Below are 20,367 nucleotides of genomic sequence, written 5' to 3' on the forward strand. Positions count from 1 at the left end.
ACGGTGCCAACCGAATTCGACAAGGGAGAACCGTAATGAGCAGTGAGACAGCCCGTACCGCCATTGTGACCGGTGCCGCGCGCGGCATCGGCGCGGCCGCCGCACGGCGGCTGGCGGCCGACGGATTCGCCGTCGCCGTCCTGGATCTCGAGGAAGAGGCGGGCAAAGCCGTTGTCGCCGAGATCGAATCGGCTGGCGGCCGGGCGCTCGCGGTGGGTGCGAACGTCGGCGACGAGCAGGCGGTCGCCGCGGCGGTGGAGCGGGTCGCCGCCGAACTGGGCGCGCCGACCGTCCTGGTGAACAATGCCGGCGTCATTCGCGACAACATGCTGTACAAGATGACCGTCGACGACTGGGACACGGTCATGAACGTGCATCTGCGCGGGTCCTTCCTGATGAGCCGCGCGGTGCAGAAGTACATGACCGAGGCGCGCTGGGGTCGCATCGTCAATCTCTCCAGCACCTCCGCGCTCGGCAACCGCGGCCAGGCCAACTACTCCGCGGCCAAGGCCGGATTGCAGGGATTCACCAAGACTCTCGCGATCGAACTCGGCAAATTCGGGGTGACGGTCAACGCCATCGCGCCGGGCTTCATCGAGACCGAGATGACCGCCGCGACCGCCGAGCGTATGGGTGTTTCGTTCGAGGAGTTCAGCAAGACCCTGGTGGCGCGGATTCCGGTGGGACGTGTCGGCAAGCCGGAGGATATCGCGCATTCGGTGTCGTTCTTCGTCAGCGAGGGCGCGTCGTACGTCACCGGTCAGGTGCTCTACGTCGCCGGTGCGCCGACGGTCTGAGTGTGGGGGCGAATATGAAGATATTCAATGGAATCGGTGAGCTGGAGCAGGCCGTCGGCACCCATCTCGGCTACAGCGAGTGGCATACCGTGACCCAGGAGCAGATCGATCTGTTCGCCGCGGCGACCGGTGACCACCAGTGGATCCATGTCGATCCGGTGCGGGCCGCACAGGGCCCGTTCGGCACCACCATCGCACACGGGTACCTGACCCTGTCGCTATTGCCCCTGCTGGTCTCGCAGGTATATCGCGTCGACGGGCTGAAGATGGGTATCAACTACGGCTGCAACAAGGTTCGCTTCCCGTCGCCGGTGCCCTCCGGCAGTCGGGTGCGGGCGGGAGTGGAGCTGGCGGAGATCAAACCGACCAATGCGGGAGTCCAGGTGACGGCCCGGGTGACCATCGAACGCGAAGGTGGCGATAAGCCCGCCTGCATTGCCGAGGCGCTGTCGGTTCTGGTGCCCTGAAGAACTGAAAAAGTGACCGCCGAGCACTGTGTGTCCGGCGGTCACTTCGTTCGAGCGAGTATGCGAACCAGACTGTCTCCCTGACGATATGAGCAGGGGGACGGGCAAGTGTCGGCTCAGAATCCGGCTTCGGTGGCGACCCGGTCGGCGGTGTCGACGAGTCCGTCGATCAGATCCGTAGTCGGAGTGCCTGCCATGGCACGGTTGCGCGGGTCGTCGAGGGCGCGACGGAACACACCTTCGGCGATGATCGCGAGCTTCCACAGGCCGAGGGCATGCCAGAAGCCGAGTGCGCGGCGGTCCCGGCCGGTGATCGCGAGATATTCCTCGACCAGTTCGGACCGTGACGGAAACCCTGGGAGAGTGCACATTTCGGTACCCGGGATGGCCGCTTCGCCGGGCATCGGCCAGTAGGCGAGCAGACTGCCGATATCGGCGAGCGGATCGCCGAGGGTGCACAGCTCCCAGTCGAGTACGGCGGCGATCGCACCCGTATCCGGTGTGGTGATCACATTGCGGAGGTTGTAATCGCCGTGCACGAGCGCGAGTTCGCGCTGTTCGGGAACGGCGATTCGGAGCCGTTCGGTGAGGCGGTCCACCAGCGGCAGGTCCCGGGTTTTCGACTTCTCCCACTGTGCCGACCACCGTTTGAGCTGTCGTTCGGCATACGGTTTGTGACTGGCGAGGTCGATCAGCGCGGTGGCTTCCAGGTCGACGGCATGGATTCGGGCCAGCGTCTGCACCAGTGACAGCCCGGCGCGGCGGCGCAGGTCGGGGGTGAGTCGTTCGGCGGTCTCGACCCCGTCGATGACCAGCCCGTCGACGAATTCCATGAGCACGAGCCGGATATCGCCCTCGGACCGGACATCGTGCACGCGCGGCACCGGGACATCGGTAGCTGCCAGGGCCGACATGACGCGGGCCTCCCGCGCCACATCGTGCGCGGACGCGAGCAGGTGGCCCAGCGGCGGACGGCGCAATACCCAGCGCCGCCCTTCGGCATCGGTGATCAGGAAGGTCAGATTGGACTGGCCGATGCCGACCCGTTCGGCCCGCACCGGCGCGGTACAGGCCGAACCGAGTCCGGACACCCAGTCCACGAATGCGGCCGCATCGATATCGAAGCCGGTCGCGTCCGCGGTGGGCCGAATGAGTTCGCTACTTGTCTGCATTCGTTCCTATCCGTCCTACGCCCCGCCGGCCCTGAACTTACCCAGTTCGGCGTGCGCGATGGTCCGTTTGTGCACTTCGTCCGGACCGTCGGCGAGACGCAGCGTGCGCAGGTGCGCGTACATGCTGGCGAGCGGGAAGTCGTCGGTGACACCGGCCCCGCCGTGCACCTGGATCGCCCGGTCCACGATCCGCAGCGCCATCTCCGGTGCGGCGATCTTGATCGCGGCGATCTCGGTCCGGGCCGCCTTATTGCCGACCGTATCCATCATCCAGGCGGCCTTGAGGGTCAGCAGCCGGGCCTGTTCGATATCGATGCGGGCCTCGGCGATCCAGTCCTGGATATTGGCGCGCTCACTCAGCTTCTGCCCGAACGTGATTCGCGTTTCGGCGCGGGCGCACATCAGCTCCAGCGCGCGTTCGGCCATGCCGATGGCACGCATGCAGTGGTGGATGCGGCCCGGCCCCAGGCGGGCCTGGCTGATGGCGAAACCCTCGCCCTCGCCCTTGAGCACATCGGTGATGGGGACCCGCACATCGGAGAAGTCGATCTCGGCATGGCCCTCGCGGTCGGCGTAGCCGAAGACCGGAAGATTGCGCATGACCGTGACGCCCGGCGCGTCGATGGGCAGCACCATCATCGACTGCTGCCGGTGCTTGGCCGCGTCCGGATCGGTCTTGCCCATCACGATGAGCACCTTGCAGTTCTTGTGCAGAGCGTTGGAGGCGAACCACTTGCGACCGTTGAGCACGTAGTGGTCGCCGTCGCGCACCATGCTCAGCTGGATATTGGTGGCATCGGAGCTGGCGACGGCGGGCTCGGTCATCGCGAAGGCGGAGCGGATGGTGCCCGCGAGCAGCGGTTCCAGCCAGCGTTCGCGGTGCTCCTGGGTGCCGAAGAGGGTGAGCACCTCCATATTGCCGGTATCGGGGGCCGAGCAGTTGCACGCCTCCGGTGCCAGATGCGCGCTGCGGCCCATGATCTCGGCCAGCGGGGCATACTCCAGGTTGGTCAGGCCCGGACCCCATTCGGGATGCGGATGGAAGAGGTTCCACAGGCCGCGGCCACGGGCCTCGGCCTTGAGTTCCTCGATAATCTGCGGATGGTGGTGCGGATCGCCGGATGTGGCCATCTGCTTCTCGTACACCGCCTCGGCGGGGTAGACGCATTCGTCCATGAAGGCGAGCAGATCGCGCTGATATTGCCGGGCGCGGTCGGATGTTGTGAACAGATCCATCGATGCTCCGATCGTCGGTGCGAGCTGTCGAAAGCGACTGCGCCGCAAGGTGGGTGGGTCAGTTGAGGTTTTGTCCCCGCGGCCCCAGCGCGGGCCACAGCCGGGCGGCCGTCGATTCGGCGTCGCGGTGCACAATGCCGCCGAGTCCGAGCAGTTCGGCCGCGGTGATGTTCTGTTCGAGGTCGTCGACCATGATGGTCTGCTCCGGCGCGGCGCCGAGTCGTTCGCAGCCGATGAGATAGGCCCGGCGGGACGGTTTGCGGACGCCGATCTCCGCGGAGATGGTCACCGCGTCGAACATGGTCGGCAGGTCGAAGCCCGCATAGCAGTCGTCGCCGAGCGAATTCGACAGCAGCCCAACGCGATAGCCCGCGGCGCGGACATCGGCGACCAGTCGGATCATCGCCGGGTCGGGATGCAGCCGAGACTGGATGCGATCGACCAGGCCCACGGCCTCGATATCGGCGCCGTGCGCGCGCAGTCGCCGCGCGAAACCCTCCTCGAACGCGTGCTGACCGATGCGGCCCTCTTCGTGATCCACCAGCAGCGCACTGCTTTCCGGATCACGGGTGAGCAGCCGCAGCGGCAGCCGCGAATCGCCCAGCTCCGCGCCGAATTCGGCGAATGCGGTGAGCACGGCCGTGGTGAGCACCCCGCCGAAATCGAACAGCACCGCGGTGCGCCCGCTCATGTCAGCGACCTCCGGTAGCGCTGCATGCCCGCGATCCACCGGTCGTGATCGGAAACCTTGCGGTGCAGGAATTCTCGGACCTCCGCATGCGGCAGGATGAGGAACCGCTCGTCCTCGACCGCCTCGATCACCCGATCCGCTACGTCGAGGGGACGCAGTACGGCCCCGGCTCCGGTGACGGCCCGGGTGGCGAGGTCGCCGACGGGTCCGCCATCGGCGCCGAGTCCGGTGAGCATGGCGGTATCGACACCCATCGGGCACAGGCAGCTGACGCGTACCCCGCGGTCCCCGTAGGTCACCGCCAGCCATTCGGCGAATCCGACCGCGCCGTGCTTGGAGACCGTGTAGGTGGCCGAACCGATCTGGGTGAGCAGCCCGGCCGCCGACGCGGTGCTCACGAAATAGCCGCCGCCGCGCTCCAGCCAATCGGGAACGAGCAACCGCGCCGCCCGCACATGGGCCATGACGTTCACCTGCAGCGCCTGCTCCCACTGCGTGTCGCTGGCGTCGAGTCCGGGGCCGCCGCCGACACCGGCATTGGCGAAGAACATGTCCACCGGACCGAATTCGCTGGTGGCCGTATCGATGAGCTTGCGGAGGTCGGATTCGGACGCGGCGTCAGCGGCCAGCCCGGACACCGCGCCCGCGAATTCGGCGGTCAGGCGGCGGGTGGTCGCCGCGAGCCGATCGGCGTCGCGGTCGGTGATCAGGACTCGGGCGCCGTGTTCGAGTAGACGTTGCGCGATGGCCGCGCCGATGCCGCCAGCGGCGCCGGTGACGATCGCGACCGCGTTGCCTACCTGCATCAGCCCTCCTCAGCAGTCAGTCGGACCAGCATTTTGCCGGTATTGGCGCCGCGCAGCAGGCCGAGGAGGGCGTCGACGGCGGTGTCGATACCTGTCTGCACCGTAGTGGGGACGCGGAGGCTGCCGTCGCGCACCCAGTCCGCTGCGAGTGCCGCGTATTCCGGTGCGAGGTCACTGTGGTCGGTGACGATGAAGCCGCGCAACGACAGTCGGCGCACCACCGCCAGCGCCAGATTCTTCGGGCCGGGCGGTGGGGTTTCGGCGTTGTACCCGGCGACGGCTCCGCACAGGGCGATGCGGCCGAAATTGCGCATCGAGCCGATCGCCGCCTGCAAATGGTCGCTGCCGACATTGTCGAAGTAGACGTCGATGCCGTCCGGGGCCGCCTCGTGCAACCGTTTCCCCAGACTGCCCGCCCGGTAGTCGATCGCGGCGTCGTAACCGAACTCCTCGACCAGCCGCCGCGCCTTCTCCGGACCGCCCGCCGACCCGATGATCCGCGCCGCACCGAAGTGCTCGGCCACCCGGCGGGCGGCGAGACCGACGGCGCCCGCCGCACCCGAAATGAAGACGACATCACCCGGCCGGACCGGCGCGATTTCCTTCAGGCCGACATATGCCGTCAGTCCGGGGATGCCGAGCGGGCCGAGGTAGCTCTCGGCCGGAGCCAGGGTGGTATCGACGACTCGCGCGTGCCCGGCGTCCAGCAGCGCATACTCCCGCCATCCGAGATCGTGCAGCACGGTCGCGCCGACTTCGACGCCGGGCACTCCCGAGGCGACGACCGTACCGACCGCGCCGCCGTCCATGGCGGCGTCGAGCCGGAACGGTGGAATGTAGGACTTCACGTCGTTCATGCGATTGCGCATATAGGGGTCGACCGACATCCAGTCGTTGCGAACCAGCAACTGCCCGCTGCCGGGATCGGGGACATCCGTCGTCACGATGCGGAAATCGGATGGTGCGGGTTCCCCGGTGGGGCGGGCCACCAGATGTACCTCTCGGCTCTTCACGGCCAGAAACCTCCATGCTCATGCGCGACGATCAAGGTGTCCGTCGGGAGCGGACCGAGCCCCGGGACGGCTCCGACATTAATTGAAGTTGACGTCGGATTCAATTGTGTTCCGCCGGCCTGCGAGTTGCCGCTGCGATCGGTGCGGGTCCGCGAACTCGTGCTACTACGCCAGGGACCGATCTATAGCTGATATTCCGGAGTATTACACCTACCGGGTGACATGGCGGCGTTCGAGCCGCTGAGATCGGCCTCCGTGATCAGGGGCGTTCTACCTCGTACCCCGATAGGGCTTTGCGGAGGAACGGACGCGGGATATCGGGGGCCACCACGGGGTCCGCGCACAAGGCTTCCAGGATGCGGCGCAGTGGTCGGCCCTCGTCGGCCACGAAGCGGATCAGTCCGTGCTCGGCGCAGCGCGCAAGCGCCGGGGCCGCGGCGGCGATCGCGTCGTCCATCCGTCCCGCCTCGGAAAGGCATGCCGCCCAGAGGAGTTCGGCTGTCGTAACGTCACGGGGCCGGTTGTCGGTGGCGATTTCGCGCACCAGAGCCTCGGCGCGTGTGCAGGCCTGCTCGGTTGCGGCGGGGGAGTGCGCGCCGAGCAATAGCCGAATCGCACTGTCCTGCTGGAATTCCGCGGTAAGCGTGTGCAAGGTATTCGGCAGGCGGCGATACGGCGGCAGCTGGACCAGCACGTCACGGTCCGGTGGATCGATGGGCAGCCCGATGCGCACGCGTTCGTTCACGATCCGCGCGGCGAGCCGGGGCAGTGCGAGGTTCTTCGCGATCTCGGCCCCCTCGGTCAGTCGGGCCTCGGCTGCGTCCATATCTCCGCGCAGTGATTTGACTCGCGCCCCGATGGCGTAGGTGGCCATCATGATGTCAACGAGTGCGAATTCCGGTCCCAGCGCGGCACTGTCGTCGAGCAGCGCCTCGGCCTCGGCGATATCGCCGACGTCGTATCGAATCGCGCCGAGCAGAGCCGAAGCCAGCTGGGCGCCGTAGGAGTGCATTCCGAGCGTCTGCGCCAGGGCGAGCCCGGTGCGCAGCTCGGATTCGGCCGCCGCGATATCGAGCTGTTCACTCGCCGCCAGACCGGAAAGACAGTAGCCGTATACGATGCCGAAGGGGCCCTTGCGCTTCGGGTGATACGGCGCGGCCCACCGCTGCCACCGGCGCGCCTCGTCGAAATCGAAGTTGTACAGCGCGCACATGGACGCGACGTTGGCGCCGATCATGGCATAGAACGAGTCGATCGCCCCCACCGAAGCGTCTTGCTGCAGGCGCTGCTGGACCAGCTCCGGCAGGCACTCGAAGTCGTCGGCGAACAATCCCGATGTGGCGCGGATCAGGGCAACCTCGGCCCGCATATCGGCGGTGTCGGTCTCGTCCCGCATGCCCGAATCCAGCATCGCCTCGACCATATCCAGTGCGGTGCGGGCGGGCTGGAGGCGTTGCAGCGTCACATCGGACCAGGCCACCAGCAGCTGCAGCCGCGGGTTCGTATTCGCATAGGCCGGTGGCAGCTTCGCAACCAGTCCGAGCAGTGTCGCCATCTTCGACCGTTCCAGCAGCTCCAATCCGTGTTCCTCGATAATGCGCGCCGCGCCGGGAGCGTCGTTCGCGGCCAAGGCGTGGTCGACCGCTTCGTGCAACATCCTGTGGTCCGCGAACCAGGTCGATGCGGCCGCGTGCAGCCGCCGCAGCCGCGTCGGGTCCTGACGAGCGAGCCGGTGCCGCATCAGATCCGCGAAGAGCCGGTCGAATCGGAACCATTCCGACTCGTCATCGACGCGACGCAGGAACAGGTCCAGATGCTCGGCCTCCTCGAGCATTTCCTGTCCATATGTCACGTCGGCGAGTGTGTTGGCGAGGTCGCCGCAGATGGTATCGGTCACCGAGGTGGACACCAGGAAGTCGAGCAGGGCGGGGTCCACTGTGTCCAGCACATTCGCCGCGACGTATTCGCTGATGGCGTAGCCGTGCCCGGACAGCCGTCCGATGTATTCGGCGGGATTTTCCTTGCCGCGCAATGACATCGACGCGAGTTGCAGCGCGGCCGCCCAGCCCGCGGTCGATTCGCGCAGCTGCGTCATATCGGCCGCGGTCAGTGGCAGCTGATTGACATCGAGGAGGAAGGAACTGGTCTCCGCATCGTCGAAGCGCAGATCTTCGGAATCGACTTCGACGAGTTCGTCGCGCACGCGCATCCGGCTGATCGGGAGTCCGGCCGGGCTTCGGCTGGTGACGATGAGGCGCAGATGGTGGCAGGCATTGTCGAGCAGGAATTCCATTGCCGCGAGCGCACTGCGATTGGTGACCTGGTGCCAGTCATCGATGACCACCGCGAATGTTTCCCCGCTGGAGTGGATTTCGTTGATCAACGCGGTGATCACATAGCGGGTGGCGTCGGTCGCGCGTTCCTCCAGGATCTGGTTCAGTTCACGGCCGAGCGTCGGTCGGATCCGGCGGATCGCCTCGACCAGATGCGCTAGAAACCAGACGGCATTGTTGTCATCGCCATCGATGGTGAGCCAGGCGACCTGGACCCCCTCGGATTCCAGGGTGCTCGCCCATTGAGCGGCCAAGGTGCTCTTTCCGAATCCGGCCGGTGCGTGGATCACGGTCAGCCGACGCTGCTGGCCTGCACGCAGCATGCTCAGCAACCGGGGACGGCCCACGAGCGCGCGCGGCGGCGTCGGTGGCCGGAATTTGGTCAGCGCGGCCGGTGGGACCGCAGGTCCTACCGGTTGGGGTAGAACGTACTGCGGTGCGGCCGGTTCGGCGCGGACCGCGCGGGCGGGACCGGCGGCCGGAACCTGATCGCGCAGTGCGTCCCGCAATAGATGCTGGTAAGCGGCAGCGGATTCCGGGCGGGCCGCCGGATCGATCGCCATGGCCGCTTCGATGGCGGCGATGGCATCGGCCGGAATCGCTGTCCCCGTCAGATCCGGGATCGGCTCGGTCGTCATGCGCACGAATTGCGCCATTACGCTCTCGCCGGTCCGGCGTTCGAAGGCCGCGTGCCCGGTCAACAGGCAGAACAGCGTCGCGCCGAGACTGTAGATATCCGAAGCCGGGCTCGGTTGCGCACCACCCAGCACCTCGGGTGCGGTGAATGCGGGTGTGCCGGTGATGTGTCCAGTCGTCGTCTCGAAGCCGCCGCCGATGCGGGCGAGGCCGAAGTCGGCCAGTTGCGGTTCGTCGTAGTCGGTGACCAGGATATTGGCGGGTTTCACATCGCGGTGGATGGTTCCCTCGGCATGCGCGGCGGCCAGCGCCCCGGCGATGCGTTCACCGATGGACAGCACCTCGTCCCACGGTATCGGTCCGGTCGTGCGTAGCCGGTTCTCCAGCGAACCTCGGGAGTGGAACGGCATGACGATATAGGGCCGACCGGTCGCGGTGATACCGGCCTGCAGGATCTGCACGATGTTCGGATGCCCCGACAACCGCCCCAGCGCATGCTGTTCGCGGACGAACCGTTCCCGGTCCTCACCGCGGAATTCCGCGGTGAGGACCTTCACCGCCACGGCGCGGTCCAGCGATCGTTCGAAGCAGCGGTAGACGACGCCGAAACCGCCCCGCCCGATCTCCTCCGCGTCGAAGAATCCGGCCGCGGCCAGCTCGGCAGCGAGACCGACCTGCAGGTCACGCTGGGTTGTGGTGGGGTCGAATTCCGGCATGGCCTATTGCCTCACCATGCCGAATTCCGGTGATTCGGCATCGGCGGGAGTCGCCGCGTGGCTTCGCACCGGCTGCGGAGGTAGCAAACCATACGATCACCTCACGAGGCAGAACATTGGCCCCGACAATCCGATCATAGCGACCATCACGGTTGCCGCGGCGTCTCATGCGAGAACCACTGTGTTGCAAGGACTTGCGGACTAAATGTGGCTTGGTCCGCAGGCGGGAGACGGCGAAGGCCGGTATCGCGATCGTGGCGGCAGCTTTCGGGACGGTGTGATCAGCAGCTATCGGCGCGCGCCGGCGCGGCGGTGGGTCACTGTATCCGCTGACAAGCGGGCACCGGTGCGCCTCCGCCGTACCGGTCCACCGTCACGCCCGGGGGTTTGCAGCTCCGGCAACTCGAGCCTCCGCGTCCTCGACTCACCTGAGACCACAGTTCTCGGATCGCGGCGCTGGCGTACAGCGCCGCGGCGCCAGTGGAGGCGGCCGAACGGTGGTTGGCGAAAGGTGTCGACGAAGGCCCCGATGGCGTCGTGCCAGCCCTGTTCGGCACACTGTTGCAGCTGAGTTGCTGACCATTTCTGCGTTTATGAGGAAATCATCATATTACGTGTTATCGTACCGACGTAGTGCGTGCTCGCTCCGTTGCTGTGTCCGTTGGTGTCTCGAGGAGAGGACCCGCGTGTCTCGGTATCTGTTCGCGCTTGGTCGGGTGGTTGTGCGTCGCCGCTGGTGGGTGCTGGCGGTGTGGATCGTGCTATTGGTCGGCGCGATCTGTTTCGCTGCGGGAACCGGCGGGAAGACGAACGACAATTTCACGGTTCCCGGTACCGAGTCGCAGGATGCCGTGTCATTGCTGCGGCAGCGGATGCCGACGTTCAGTGGTGCGCAGATGCAAGTCGTGTTCGCTACGCCCGGTCTGGCCAAGGTGACCGACCAGCAGGTGCGGACCGAGATCGAACAGATGATGACCGGGTTGCAGGGACTCCCGCAGGTCGCTGTGGTCGTCGACCCGTTCCAGGCCAAGGCGGTGTCGCCGGATCAGCGTGTCGCACTGGGCACCGTGCAATTCTCGGTGTCGGCCGGTGAGGTCGGCGGGGACACCCTAGACGAGGTGGAGCGCCTCGCGGCCCCCGCGCGCGAGGCCGGTCTCGACGTGCAGTTCTCCGGTGCGGTGTATCCGGGCTTCACGGCCGAGATCCCGCACACCCCGGAGCTTCTCGGCATTGTCGCGGCATTCGTCATCCTGCTGATCACCTTCGGTGCGGTGGTCGCCGCGGGGTTGCCCATCATTACGGCGTTGGTGGGTGTCGGTATCGGGCTCACCGGGATTCTGGGAGTGGCCGCCTTCGTCGACGTGCCGTCGGCCGCGACATCGCTGGCCCTGATGCTCGGTCTGTCCTGTGGCATCGATTACGCGCTGTTCATCCTGTCGCGGCATCGGCATCACATCGTGCTGGGAATGGCTGCGTCGGAGGCGATTCCGCTGGCGGTCGGGACAGCGGGCAGTTCGGTGGTGTTCGCGGCGATAACGGTCATCATTGCGCTGTGCGGGCTGACGGTGGCGGGCATACCGTTCCTCACCGTCATGGGTCTGACGGCCGCCGGCACGGTGCTGGTGGCCATGCTCGTCGCATTGACGCTGCTGCCCGCGCTGCTGAGCTTCGCCGGTGACACCGTCGCGAGGTTCATCTCACCGCCGCTGCATCCGGGCAAGGCGGAGGAGGTGGCGCGCATTGCCGCCTACGAGCCCGAGCGCACGGCCGGGCATGCCTGGGGACGTTTCGTCACCCGATACCGTATCCCGTTGCTGGTCCTCGGCATAGCGATTCTCGTCGCCGCGGCCATTCCGGCCACCCGCATGGACCTCGGGCTGCCCAGCGGTGCCACCCAGCCGGAGAAGAGCACCGCCCGCAAGGCCTATGACCTGGTCAGCCGGTCCTTCGGCCCCGGTTTCAACGGACCCCTGCTGGTGGTCACCGACCTGTCCAAGGCCACCGGCTCGGACGCCGCGCAAACGCTGATCGGCCGGCTCCAGCAGGAACCCGACGTCGCCGCCGTACAGCCCGCGGCCTCTGGGAACGGGTTGGTGCTGATCCAGGTCGTTCCCAAGACCGGCCCCAACGACTCCGCGACGACCGATCTGGTGAACCGGTTGCGTGACGACCGTGACCGCATCGAAAGCGGCACCGGCGCAACGTATCTGGTCGGTGGTACCACGGCGGCCAATATCGACACCTCGAAGCGGCTGGCCGGGGCACTGCCCATCTTCCTCGCGGTCGTGGTGGGTCTGGCGCTGCTCTTGCTCACCATCGCCTTCCGTACGATTCTCGTCCCGCTGACCTCGATCGTCGGCTTCATCCTCTCGGTGTTCGCCGCCCTCGGTGCGCAGGTGGCGGTATTCCAATGGGGCTGGGGCGCAAGTCTTTTCGATGTCAACAAGGCGCAGACGCTGAGCTTCCTGCCGATCATCACCCTGGCCATCATCTTCGGCCTGTCCAGCGACTATCAGATCTTCGTCGTCTCGCGGATCAAGGAGGAATACACCCGCACCGCCGATGCGGTCGCCTCGGTGCAGAACGGCGTCGCGCACTCCGCGCGCGTCGTCACCGCCGCCGCGTTGATCATGTTCGGAGTGTTCGTCGCGTTCACCACCACCGACAATCCGATCGTCAAACCGCTGGCATTCACCCTGGCGATCGGCGTGCTGTTCGATGCCTTCATCGTCCGGCTGACCTTGGTGCCCGCGGTCATGGCCCTGATCGGCAACCGGATGTGGTACCACCCGCGCTGGTTCGCCCGCTACATCCCCGACCTCGATATCGAGGGTGCCGAACTCGAACGCCGATTCGCCCACGACACCGAAGCCGAAGTGCCACAGGGCATTACCGAACCGTCATGACGCTCGTTCGCCAACGGCGACGATGCGGCGATCCCGAATACCACCGCGATCGTGACCGGGCCATCGGCGGGTATCGGCGCCGACATAGGACAGCTCCGTGCTGACATTGGCGTTGCTGGGCGCGGTACCGATCAACGGGTGGCGAATCGGACCCCGGCAGTCGGGCCGGTCGGCCCGGTGCGGGGTGGACCTTCGGCCCTGCCGCGAGGTGGTCCCGAAGACAACGATGTGAAGAACAAGCAAGCGCCCACTGGCCGCGCTCTCGGATAACGCCCACCGCTTCGTCGGCTACCTCGAGGAGGACGATGCGCTCGCCGATGAGTGGGTGTTCGTTTCGGCACACCCGGTCTTGCTCGGTCAGAACGACCGCACCCGATGTCGATGACGGGAGGAGTTATGGGACATCTGGAACTGCACGCACACATGAAGATTCGTCCAGGTCAGCTGGAAGGGTTCAAGGCTCTGGCGGCCGAGATCATGCGGCTGACCCAAGAGAAGGACACGCAGACCCTTCGCTTCGACTGGTTCATCAGCGAGGACGGAAGCGAATGCGAGGTCCACGAGGTGTACCCGGGCGGACAAGGGCTGATCGAGCACAACGCACATGTCATGGACGCGCGGGCGATCCTCTTCGAGAAGTACGCCTACGACCACCGCATGACCGCCTTCGGCGAGGTCTCCCAGGAGCTCAGGGAACTCGCATACAAGCACGCCGGAGGAATCGCTGTTTACTCGTTCCTCCAAGGCCTCGGAACCGCGGCGGCTGTCTAGGCCACCAGGAAGGGATGTGAGGTCGTGGCCGAGATCCGTCTGCTGGAACGGGTGACCGCTTCGGACCTGTTCCTGCTGCTCTGGGACGACTACGGCTGGTCCACCGACATCGGCGGGCTCGCCATCCTCGACGGGACAAGCCTGCTCGACGAGGACGGCGGCGTCCGACTCGACGCGGTCCGGCGACACCTCGAGCCGAGAATGCACTTGGTGCCTCGCTTCAGGCAGCTGCTGTACCGGCCTCGCCTCGGGCTGGGCTGGCCACTGTGGATCGACGCGCCCTCCTTCGACCTCGCTGAGCACATCCACGTCCATGCGCTTGCCGCGCCCGGCGACCAGGACCAGTTGTTGCGGACATGCCAGCAGCTGGCCCGGCGACCGTTCGATCCCGCCCGGCCGCGGTGGGAGCTGTGGCTGCTGCCCGGTCTGCCGGACCACCGGGTCGGTGCGTTCTTGAAGCTGCATCACGTCCTCGCCGACGGCCCCGCCGCGATGGCCGCCTTCGGGGCGCTGCTCGACCGGACCGCTGACGCGCCGGTCGAGGGTGCACCGCCATGGACGCCAGCACCCACCCCGTCCACCGGTGAACTGCTCCGCGACAACCTGCGCCGCCGCCGACGGGAACTAGGGCTCGGGTGGTCGGGCCTGGTCCATCCGACCAGAACACTGCGCCTGGCGCGCCGCGCGTTACCGGCCTGGCGGGAGGTGCTCACCGAAAAGCCGGCCCCACGAACCAGCCTCAACCGCCCCGTAGGCCCCGAGCGCCGACTGACCATCGTCCGCGGCCGCCTCGACCCCGTGAAACATGTCGCCCATGTCCATCACGCCACGGTCAATGACGTGGTGCTGACCGCGGTTGCCGGCGGCCTGCGCCAGCTGCTCGCAAGCCGTGGCGAGGATGTCCAAGGGCTCGTCCAGCGCGCGATGGTGACCATCTCGCACCACGAAGCGCGGCCCGGCGAAGCGCAAGGCAATACGCCCGGATGGATGATGGTGCCGCTGCCGGTCGGTGAACCGGACCCGCTGCGCCGGCTCACGTTGATCGCCGCAGAGACAAGCGCACGGAAGCACAGGGCTCGCCCCGAGGCGGGCAGCGGGATCTTCAGATTCGTTGTCGGCCAGCGCATCTGGTACCGGCTGTTTCCGCGGCAGCGGTCAGTGAACCTGGTCGTGAGCAACGTCCCGGGTCCGCCGATGCGGCTGTATCTCGCCGGCGCGCCGCTGCTGGAGGTGTTCCCCCTACTGCCGCCCATGGGCAACCTGACTCTCGTCGTTGCCGCCCTGTCGTACGCCGGCCAGCTCAACCTCACTGCCGCCGCTGACCAGGACAGCTGCCCGGACGTGGAGGTGTTCGCCCGCGGGGTGCGCAGTGCCCTCGACGACCTCGCGCAACCGGTCCTGGGGTCTGAGACCGGCGGTCGGGCCGGTGCCACGGAGCCGGTACCGACGCCCAACGCGCCGGCTACATCGCGTCGGTCACCGCGGTGATCGATCCCGGCGCCGCTGTGCTGACGTTGATCATGGTCCGAGGAACAATCGTTCGCACGGCAGGCGCGGCAGCAGCCGACGGTTCTCGACGGCTTTGTGCATCAATTCGATTGTGCACCAGCGCTTTCTTTTCCAATCGTGGACCAAATTGCGTGCTGCCGCAGCGGTGGCGGTGTAGTCCAAGCCCCTACCGGCCAGCCAGATCCGCAGGTGCAGATCACCTTCCGGCGGAGTCCATTGTTCGGAATTCACGGCTTATCGTTTCCTCGGGCAACGCAATGACCAGTCGACATTTCCGGATGAGTCCTACTTGTGTGCGGCGCGACAGCGGTCGCCGCCGTACGAGGCCGCCGGATATGGGGGCTGCGAGTCCTGCGTCGCTGCTGCCGCGCACGGATGCCGTGGCGGACGGGTGGGCAGGTCCGATCACGGGCCACCCAGGTCGGCCGCTCCCCTCATAGAAGCGGCCGGCCGGGAGCCGATGACGATTAGGTGCTGCTAGGCGACTGCTTCGGTACGCGTGGCGTATCCGTGTGCCTCGGCCACAGACTCGGACGGATTCCGATCTTCATCTGCACTCCTCGTTCTCGGCGGTCAGGTGACGGTGACCCGCCGCACTCTGTCGGGAGTTAGTGTGAAGATTATGCGTACGGTTCTCTATAATTCTGAAGATAATTCTTTATTCCGCAGGGGAAAATTTCCAATGATCGGTTCGACATAGCGGATGGCCTGCTCGATCGAAGCTTCTTCGGGTCCGGTCGCGTCGGACGGGTGTCCGGATCGGCCGCGGAGTCGCACCACGCCACGTACCCGGATTCATAAGATCGCCCGCGATGAATGCGCCCGACAGCCGGGCGACCGGGACTTCCCCGCGAGCCGGGGCAGTGTCGCGGACCTGCCGGCAGGGATCCGATCCCTCCGCAGGTGGGGCGCTTGCCCGAGTAGCCCGGACTTCGATGCTTCCCCACTCGTGACGAGGCCGTCCGGGAGCACGCGGGCGTCCTACCGGACGAGCGATTGTCCGAGCGGCGCGCGGTCGGAGATGTCCGGGGAACGATGGGCCGTCCGGCCATGATGGGATCATGACGAGCATCGGCAGGGGTGTGCTGGCCACAGGGACCGCGCTGGTGCTGGCGATCGGGACCGGATGCGCGCGGGAATCGGGGTTCGCAGGGCTTCGGTTTACGGTTGCCGAGGGCCTGAACAGCAACGAATTCGTCCGGGAGGGGCCGGTCGCGGCGCATCTGGTGTTGCGCTCGGGCCGGGACCCGCGGATGGTGGTGGCCTTCCCGGCCGGTGACAGCGGCGTCGGAGTATGGTTCGCGCCCCTGTCCGCCCCGGCCGCCTGGACCGTCACCGGTGCGCCGCAGCCGCGCCGGGAGAGCGATTCTCGCGGGCGGCCGCTGTACGGTATCGCGTTCGAGGCCACCATCGCGGCGCCGGAACTGGTACTGAACCAGGCGATCCTGTCCAGTGTCCGGGTGCTGCGCGATTTCGATCAGTACGGCACGGTTGCGCCGGAAGTCCTTGTCGCACCTACCGTTTCGGGCAATACGCTCGGCTGGGCGCGAGACCGCCTCGACGGCGCGCCCGGCTACCGCCTGACCATCACCGTGACCGACGGCAGTGTGCGACCGGGCGGCACGGCCCTGGCTGCGGGTGCCGACGGTCGCATCGGCCTGCGGATCTCCTCGCTGACCGGTGACACACCACTGACGCCCTTGCCGGGGAACGATCTGCTCAACGGCACGCAGCGCCGTCTCGGCTCCGCGGAGAACACGCTCGCGTACCTGGGCTACCGGGAGAAGTTCCTCGCCGGCTCATGGCATTTCGACACCTACTTCGGCCGGGACACCCTCATCTCGCTAATGCTGCTCATGCCCGTGCTCGCACCCGCGGCAGTGGACGCCGGACTGGATTCGGTCCTGACCCGGCTGAGCCCGGACGGTCGGGTCGCCCATGAGGAGTCGGTATCGGAACACGCCATCCTCCAGCATCGCCGCCAGGACGGGACCGCCAGTGCCGCACCGATCTACGACTACGCAATGATCGATGAGACCTATCTGCTGGCACCGGTGATCGCCGCCTATCTGCTCGACGACCGTGCCGGTTCGGCGCAAGCCCGCGACTACTTCCGAGCCGATCCCCGTCGCGCGACCGATCTGGTCGGGAACCTGCGACGCGTCGTGGCGACGGCGGGCGCGTTCGCGCGGGATCCGCGGTACGCCAATCTGATCGGGCTGCCGCCCGGCCAGGCGGCGGGACAGTGGCGCGACAGCGCCGACGGCCTCGCGGGCGGGTGGTACCCGTACGACGTGAACTGCATACTCGTGCCCGCCGCGCTCGAGGCTGCCGCACGCTTGGCCGGAAGCGGGCTGCTCGATCCCGCACTCGGCGCCGCGGACCGGGCGGCGTTGGCCCAGGCCGCCGCCGACGCGACGATCTGGCGCTCCACGGCGGCCCGTCTGTTCTCGGTGACCATGGGCACTGCCGACGCCGCCCGTGCCGCCACGGCCTATGCCACCGAGGTCGGCGTCCGGCCCGACGACGCGCTCGCCGCGCTCGGCTCGAATCCCTTCTCTTTCAACGCCATTGCCCTGGACGCCGACGGCGGGCCGATCCCCGTCGTGCATTCGGACGAGGTCTTCGACCTGCTGTTCGGCGCACCCGCGCCCGAGGCGCTCGCGCGCGAGATCGCGATCATGGCCGCGCCGTTTCCGCTGGGCCTGACGACCGGTGCGGGCGTGCTCGTCGCGAACCCGGTCTTCGCCGATCCCGATGTGCGGCAGCGGTTCACCGCACATGACTACCACGGGACCGTAGCCTGGTCCTGGGTGCAGGCCGCCTTCGCCGCGGGTCTGAACCGCCAGCTCGCCCGGACGGACCTGCCCGGCGCCGTTCGTGATCAGCTGATCGTCGCGCGAAAAGCCCTGTGGCAGACGATCGATGCCGTCGCGCCCATGCGGAATTCGGAACTGTGGAGCTGGATCTACCGCGACGGCGCCTACCAGCCGGTGGCCTTCGGCGCGGAAACCGCCGACGTGACCGAATCTGATGCCGCCCAGCTGTGGAGCACGGCCTACCTCGCCATCGCCCCGCCGTGATCGTCCCGGCACCCGGACGCCATCGGCGGCAGAGTGGTGACCACACGAAGGGGATGAGTCGTGTATGGGTGGCCGCCGTAGTGCTTCTTCAGGCGCTCGAGGTTGGCGGATTCCGTGTCGTCGGCGAGAGCTTATGCTGCGACGCCGAACTTGCGACAGGTTTGTTGGCGGATTTCTGGGCACGATCCGCGCACTCGCACCGCTAGCGGGTCAGTGCCCGGCCGCGTACTTGCCGGGACGAGCATGGCTGGAAATTCGCGCGCCGACGATAGCGCCGACTCGCAACTGTCTGGCCTGGCTAAATCAACTAGTGTGGGGCTACCCGCTCGCGAGCGGGGGTTGGAATGCAAGCAAGTACATCATTTGCCAGTCGGGTGGTCACGGGACGGCACAATGGATGACATGTCAACGGGTGGCGGGGACGCCACTTGGGTGCCAGCGCAGGCGTTCGGCCGCTATCGGCTGCTGTCGCTGCTGGGGCAGGGCGGCATGGGCCAGGTGTGGCGGGCGCAGGATTCGCTGACCAACCGAGTGGTGGCGCTCAAGCTGTTGCCCGAGCGCTTCGCCGATGACGAGCAGCTACGCGAACGGTTCCGCCGGGAGTGCCGCGCGGTCGCGCAGTTGACCGAGCCGCATGTGATCCCCATCCACGACTTCGGCGATATCGATGGTCGGCTCTATCTGAATATGCGCTTGATCGAGGGCACCGACCTGCGCAAGGTGATCACGCGAGAAGGAGCCCTGTCGCCGCGGCGGGCAGTGGCGATCATCGCGCAGGTGGCCGGCGCGCTGCAGGCGGCCCACGACGCCGGGCTGGTCCACCGCGATGTCAAACCCACCAACATCCTGCTGGGGGCCGATGAGTTCGCCTACCTGATCGACTTCGGGATCGCCCACGCCGCCGACGACCGTACGCTGACCTCGACCGGCGAGACCATCGGCACCGTCGCCTACATGGCGCCGGAGGAGATCGCCGCGGAGGTCAAGGCCGATGCCCGAGTGGACGTCTACGCGTTGACGTGCGTGCTGCACGAGTGCCTGACCGGCCACCCGCCGTTTGCGAGCACGTTGGGGATGCAGGGTGTGCTCGCCCATCACCTGCACACCCCGCCCCCGCGTCCCAGCACCACTACACCCGAGGTACCGGCTGCGTTCGATGCGGTCATCGCCAAGGGAATGGCCAAAAACCCCGGCGATCGTTACCAGACCGTGCGCGAGCTGGCCGCGGCGGCCTCGGCCGCGATGGGCGATTCCGCGGTCGACACCACCGGGGGCATGGCTGCGCGCCATGGGCGGCGAATCAGATTGTCGCCCAGGACCGCCGGGCTGCTCGCCGCTGCAGTCGCGGTGACGGTGGCGGCCACCATAGCCTTCGTCATCGGCGTCCAACGGGAACCAGGCGGCGGTGGCAACTCGCCCAAACCTATCGCCCCGGGCTACTCGTCACAGATTGCACTGCCGTTTACCAGCGTCAGCCTGCCCACCGGTGTGGCGGTCGACACCGCGGGCAATGTATACGTCACCGACATGGCTAGCGATCGGGTGCTGAAATTGGCGGCCGGCGCGTCGACGCCGACCCCGCTGCCGTTCACCGGCCTGAAGAACCCCCAGGATGTGGCGGTCGACACCGCGGGCAACGTATACGTCAGCGACACGAGTAACGATCGGGTGCTGAAATTGGCGGCGGGCGCGTCGACGCCGACCCCGCTGCCGTTCACCGGCCTGAAGGATCCCCATGGCGTGGCGGTCGACGGGGCGGGAGCCATATACGTCGCCGACCGGGGCAATGATCGGGTGCTGAAATTGGCGGCGGACGCGGCGGCGCCGACGACGCTGCCGTTGACGGGGCTCCAAGGTCCCGATGGTGTGGCGGTCGACCCGGCGGGCGACGTATACGTCACCGAATTGGGTAGCGAGCATGTGACGAGGTTGGCGGCGGGCGCGCCGGCACCGACCGTGTTGCCGTTCACCGGGCTCAAAGATCCCCAGGGTTTGGCGGTCGACCCGGCGGGAGACGTGTACGTCGTCGACTGGGGTAACAAATGGGTGGTGATGTTGGCGCCGGGCGCGTCGACGCCGACCCCGCTGCCGTTCACCGGCCTGAAGAACCCCCAGGGTGTGGCGGTCGATGCGGCGGGCGACGTATACATCACCGACCTCGGCCAAGATCCGGTGGTCAAACTCCAGGCCGGCTGACCCCTGGACTGTTTCATCCACGTCGGCCGCAAGTC

14 protein-coding genes are annotated in these 20,367 nt (G+C 67.1%); 7 read left to right on the forward strand and 7 right to left on the reverse strand.

Annotation, left to right across the window (positions count from 1 at the left end; translation table 11 throughout):
- Positions 1 to 35 precede the first annotated feature (35 nt).
- Both fabG and ABZ293_RS28945 read left to right on the forward strand, forming a co-directional pair.
- Positions 36 to 797 (forward strand): 3-oxoacyl-ACP reductase FabG, encoded by a 762-nt coding sequence (fabG, locus tag ABZ293_RS28940; RefSeq protein ID WP_355185736.1) that lies wholly within the window; start codon positions 36 to 38, stop codon positions 795 to 797.
- Positions 798 to 811: 14 nt separating this feature from the next.
- The gene (locus ABZ293_RS28945) at positions 812 to 1,264 is read left to right on the forward strand and encodes a MaoC family dehydratase (RefSeq protein ID WP_355185738.1); all 453 of its coding nucleotides are present in this window, start codon (positions 812 to 814) and stop codon (positions 1,262 to 1,264) included.
- A gap of 116 nt (positions 1,265 to 1,380) precedes the next feature.
- On the opposite strand, the gene ABZ293_RS28950 is transcribed toward ABZ293_RS28945, so the two are convergent.
- The 6 genes from ABZ293_RS28950 to ABZ293_RS28975 form a co-directional block, all read right to left on the reverse strand.
- Positions 1,381 to 2,436, reverse strand: a complete 1,056-nt coding sequence (locus ABZ293_RS28950; RefSeq protein WP_355185740.1) for a phosphotransferase family protein — start codon at positions 2,434 to 2,436, stop codon at positions 1,381 to 1,383.
- Between the two features lie 15 nt (positions 2,437 to 2,451).
- Complete coding sequence (locus ABZ293_RS28955; RefSeq protein ID WP_355185742.1) at positions 2,452 to 3,672, reverse strand: acyl-CoA dehydrogenase family protein; 1,221 nt, start codon at positions 3,670 to 3,672, stop codon at positions 2,452 to 2,454.
- A gap of 58 nt (positions 3,673 to 3,730) precedes the next feature.
- Positions 3,731 to 4,363 carry an HAD family phosphatase gene (locus tag ABZ293_RS28960; protein WP_355185744.1) on the reverse strand — a complete coding sequence of 211 codons (633 nt, stop codon included), beginning with the start codon at positions 4,361 to 4,363 and terminating at the stop codon, positions 3,731 to 3,733.
- Entirely contained in the window at positions 4,360 to 5,169 is an 810-nt protein-coding gene (locus ABZ293_RS28965; RefSeq protein ID WP_355185746.1) for an SDR family oxidoreductase, read from the reverse strand. The genes ABZ293_RS28960 and ABZ293_RS28965 overlap by 4 nt, the downstream gene beginning before the upstream one ends.
- Entirely contained in the window at positions 5,169 to 6,182 is a 1,014-nt protein-coding gene (locus tag ABZ293_RS28970; protein ID WP_355185748.1) for an NADP-dependent oxidoreductase, read from the reverse strand. Before ABZ293_RS28970 ends, ABZ293_RS28965 begins: the two co-directional genes overlap by 1 nt.
- 259 nt (positions 6,183 to 6,441) lie before the next feature.
- Complete coding sequence (locus tag ABZ293_RS28975; protein ID WP_355185750.1) at positions 6,442 to 9,867, reverse strand: protein kinase; 3,426 nt, start codon at positions 9,865 to 9,867, stop codon at positions 6,442 to 6,444.
- Between the two features lie 686 nt (positions 9,868 to 10,553).
- Between ABZ293_RS28975 and ABZ293_RS28980 the strand changes: the two genes are divergently transcribed.
- From ABZ293_RS28980 to ABZ293_RS28990, 3 genes are all read left to right on the forward strand, one after another.
- A complete protein-coding gene (locus ABZ293_RS28980) occupies positions 10,554 to 12,773 on the forward strand; it encodes an MMPL family transporter (RefSeq protein WP_355185752.1) in 2,220 nt (739 codons plus the stop codon).
- Positions 12,774 to 13,154: 381 nt separating this feature from the next.
- On the forward strand, positions 13,155 to 13,544 hold the full coding sequence (locus tag ABZ293_RS28985) for a hypothetical protein (protein ID WP_355185754.1): 390 nt from the start codon (positions 13,155 to 13,157) through the stop codon (positions 13,542 to 13,544).
- A 24-nt stretch (positions 13,545 to 13,568) separates the two neighbouring features.
- Complete coding sequence (locus ABZ293_RS28990) at positions 13,569 to 15,032, forward strand: wax ester/triacylglycerol synthase family O-acyltransferase (protein WP_355185756.1); 1,464 nt, start codon at positions 13,569 to 13,571, stop codon at positions 15,030 to 15,032.
- A gap of 30 nt (positions 15,033 to 15,062) precedes the next feature.
- Here ABZ293_RS28990 and ABZ293_RS28995 read toward each other — a convergent pair whose 3' ends face one another.
- A complete protein-coding gene (locus ABZ293_RS28995; protein ID WP_355185758.1) occupies positions 15,063 to 15,284 on the reverse strand; it encodes a hypothetical protein in 222 nt (73 codons plus the stop codon).
- An 830-nt stretch (positions 15,285 to 16,114) separates the two neighbouring features.
- On the opposite strand from ABZ293_RS28995, the gene ABZ293_RS29000 reads away from it, so the two are divergent.
- Complete coding sequence (locus tag ABZ293_RS29000; RefSeq protein ID WP_355185760.1) at positions 16,115 to 18,136, forward strand: hypothetical protein; 2,022 nt, start codon at positions 16,115 to 16,117, stop codon at positions 18,134 to 18,136.
- 402 nt (positions 18,137 to 18,538) lie between these two features.
- Positions 18,539 to 20,332, forward strand: a complete 1,794-nt coding sequence (locus tag ABZ293_RS29005) for a serine/threonine-protein kinase PknD (protein ID WP_355185762.1) — start codon at positions 18,539 to 18,541, stop codon at positions 20,330 to 20,332.
- Positions 20,333 to 20,367 lie beyond the last annotated feature (35 nt).

It is taken from the genome of Nocardia sp. NPDC005998 (assembly GCF_040614395.1).
Lineage (GTDB): Bacteria > Actinomycetota > Actinomycetes > Mycobacteriales > Mycobacteriaceae > Nocardia.

Bases quoted from the DNA above. Each gene is read 5' to 3' on its own strand.
- fabG (WP_355185736.1), top strand. From the start codon at position 36: ATGAGCAGTGAGACAGCCCGTACCGCCATTGTGACCGGTGCCGCGCGC.
- ABZ293_RS28975 (WP_355185750.1), bottom strand. From the start codon at position 9,867: ATGCCGGAATTCGACCCCACCACAACCCAGCGTGACCTGCAGGTCGGT.
- ABZ293_RS29000 (WP_355185760.1), top strand. From the start codon at position 16,115: ATGACGAGCATCGGCAGGGGTGTGCTGGCCACAGGGACCGCGCTGGTG.
- ABZ293_RS28965 (WP_355185746.1), bottom strand. From the start codon at position 5,169: ATGCAGGTAGGCAACGCGGTCGCGATCGTCACCGGCGCCGCTGGCGGC.
- ABZ293_RS28945 (WP_355185738.1), top strand. From the start codon at position 812: ATGAAGATATTCAATGGAATCGGTGAGCTGGAGCAGGCCGTCGGCACC.
- ABZ293_RS28985 (WP_355185754.1), top strand. From the start codon at position 13,155: ATGACGGGAGGAGTTATGGGACATCTGGAACTGCACGCACACATGAAG.
- ABZ293_RS29005 (WP_355185762.1), top strand. From the start codon at position 18,539: ATGTCAACGGGTGGCGGGGACGCCACTTGGGTGCCAGCGCAGGCGTTC.
- ABZ293_RS28955 (WP_355185742.1), bottom strand. From the start codon at position 3,672: ATGGATCTGTTCACAACATCCGACCGCGCCCGGCAATATCAGCGCGAT.
- ABZ293_RS28950 (WP_355185740.1), bottom strand. From the start codon at position 2,436: ATGCAGACAAGTAGCGAACTCATTCGGCCCACCGCGGACGCGACCGGC.
- ABZ293_RS28960 (WP_355185744.1), bottom strand. From the start codon at position 4,363: ATGAGCGGGCGCACCGCGGTGCTGTTCGATTTCGGCGGGGTGCTCACC.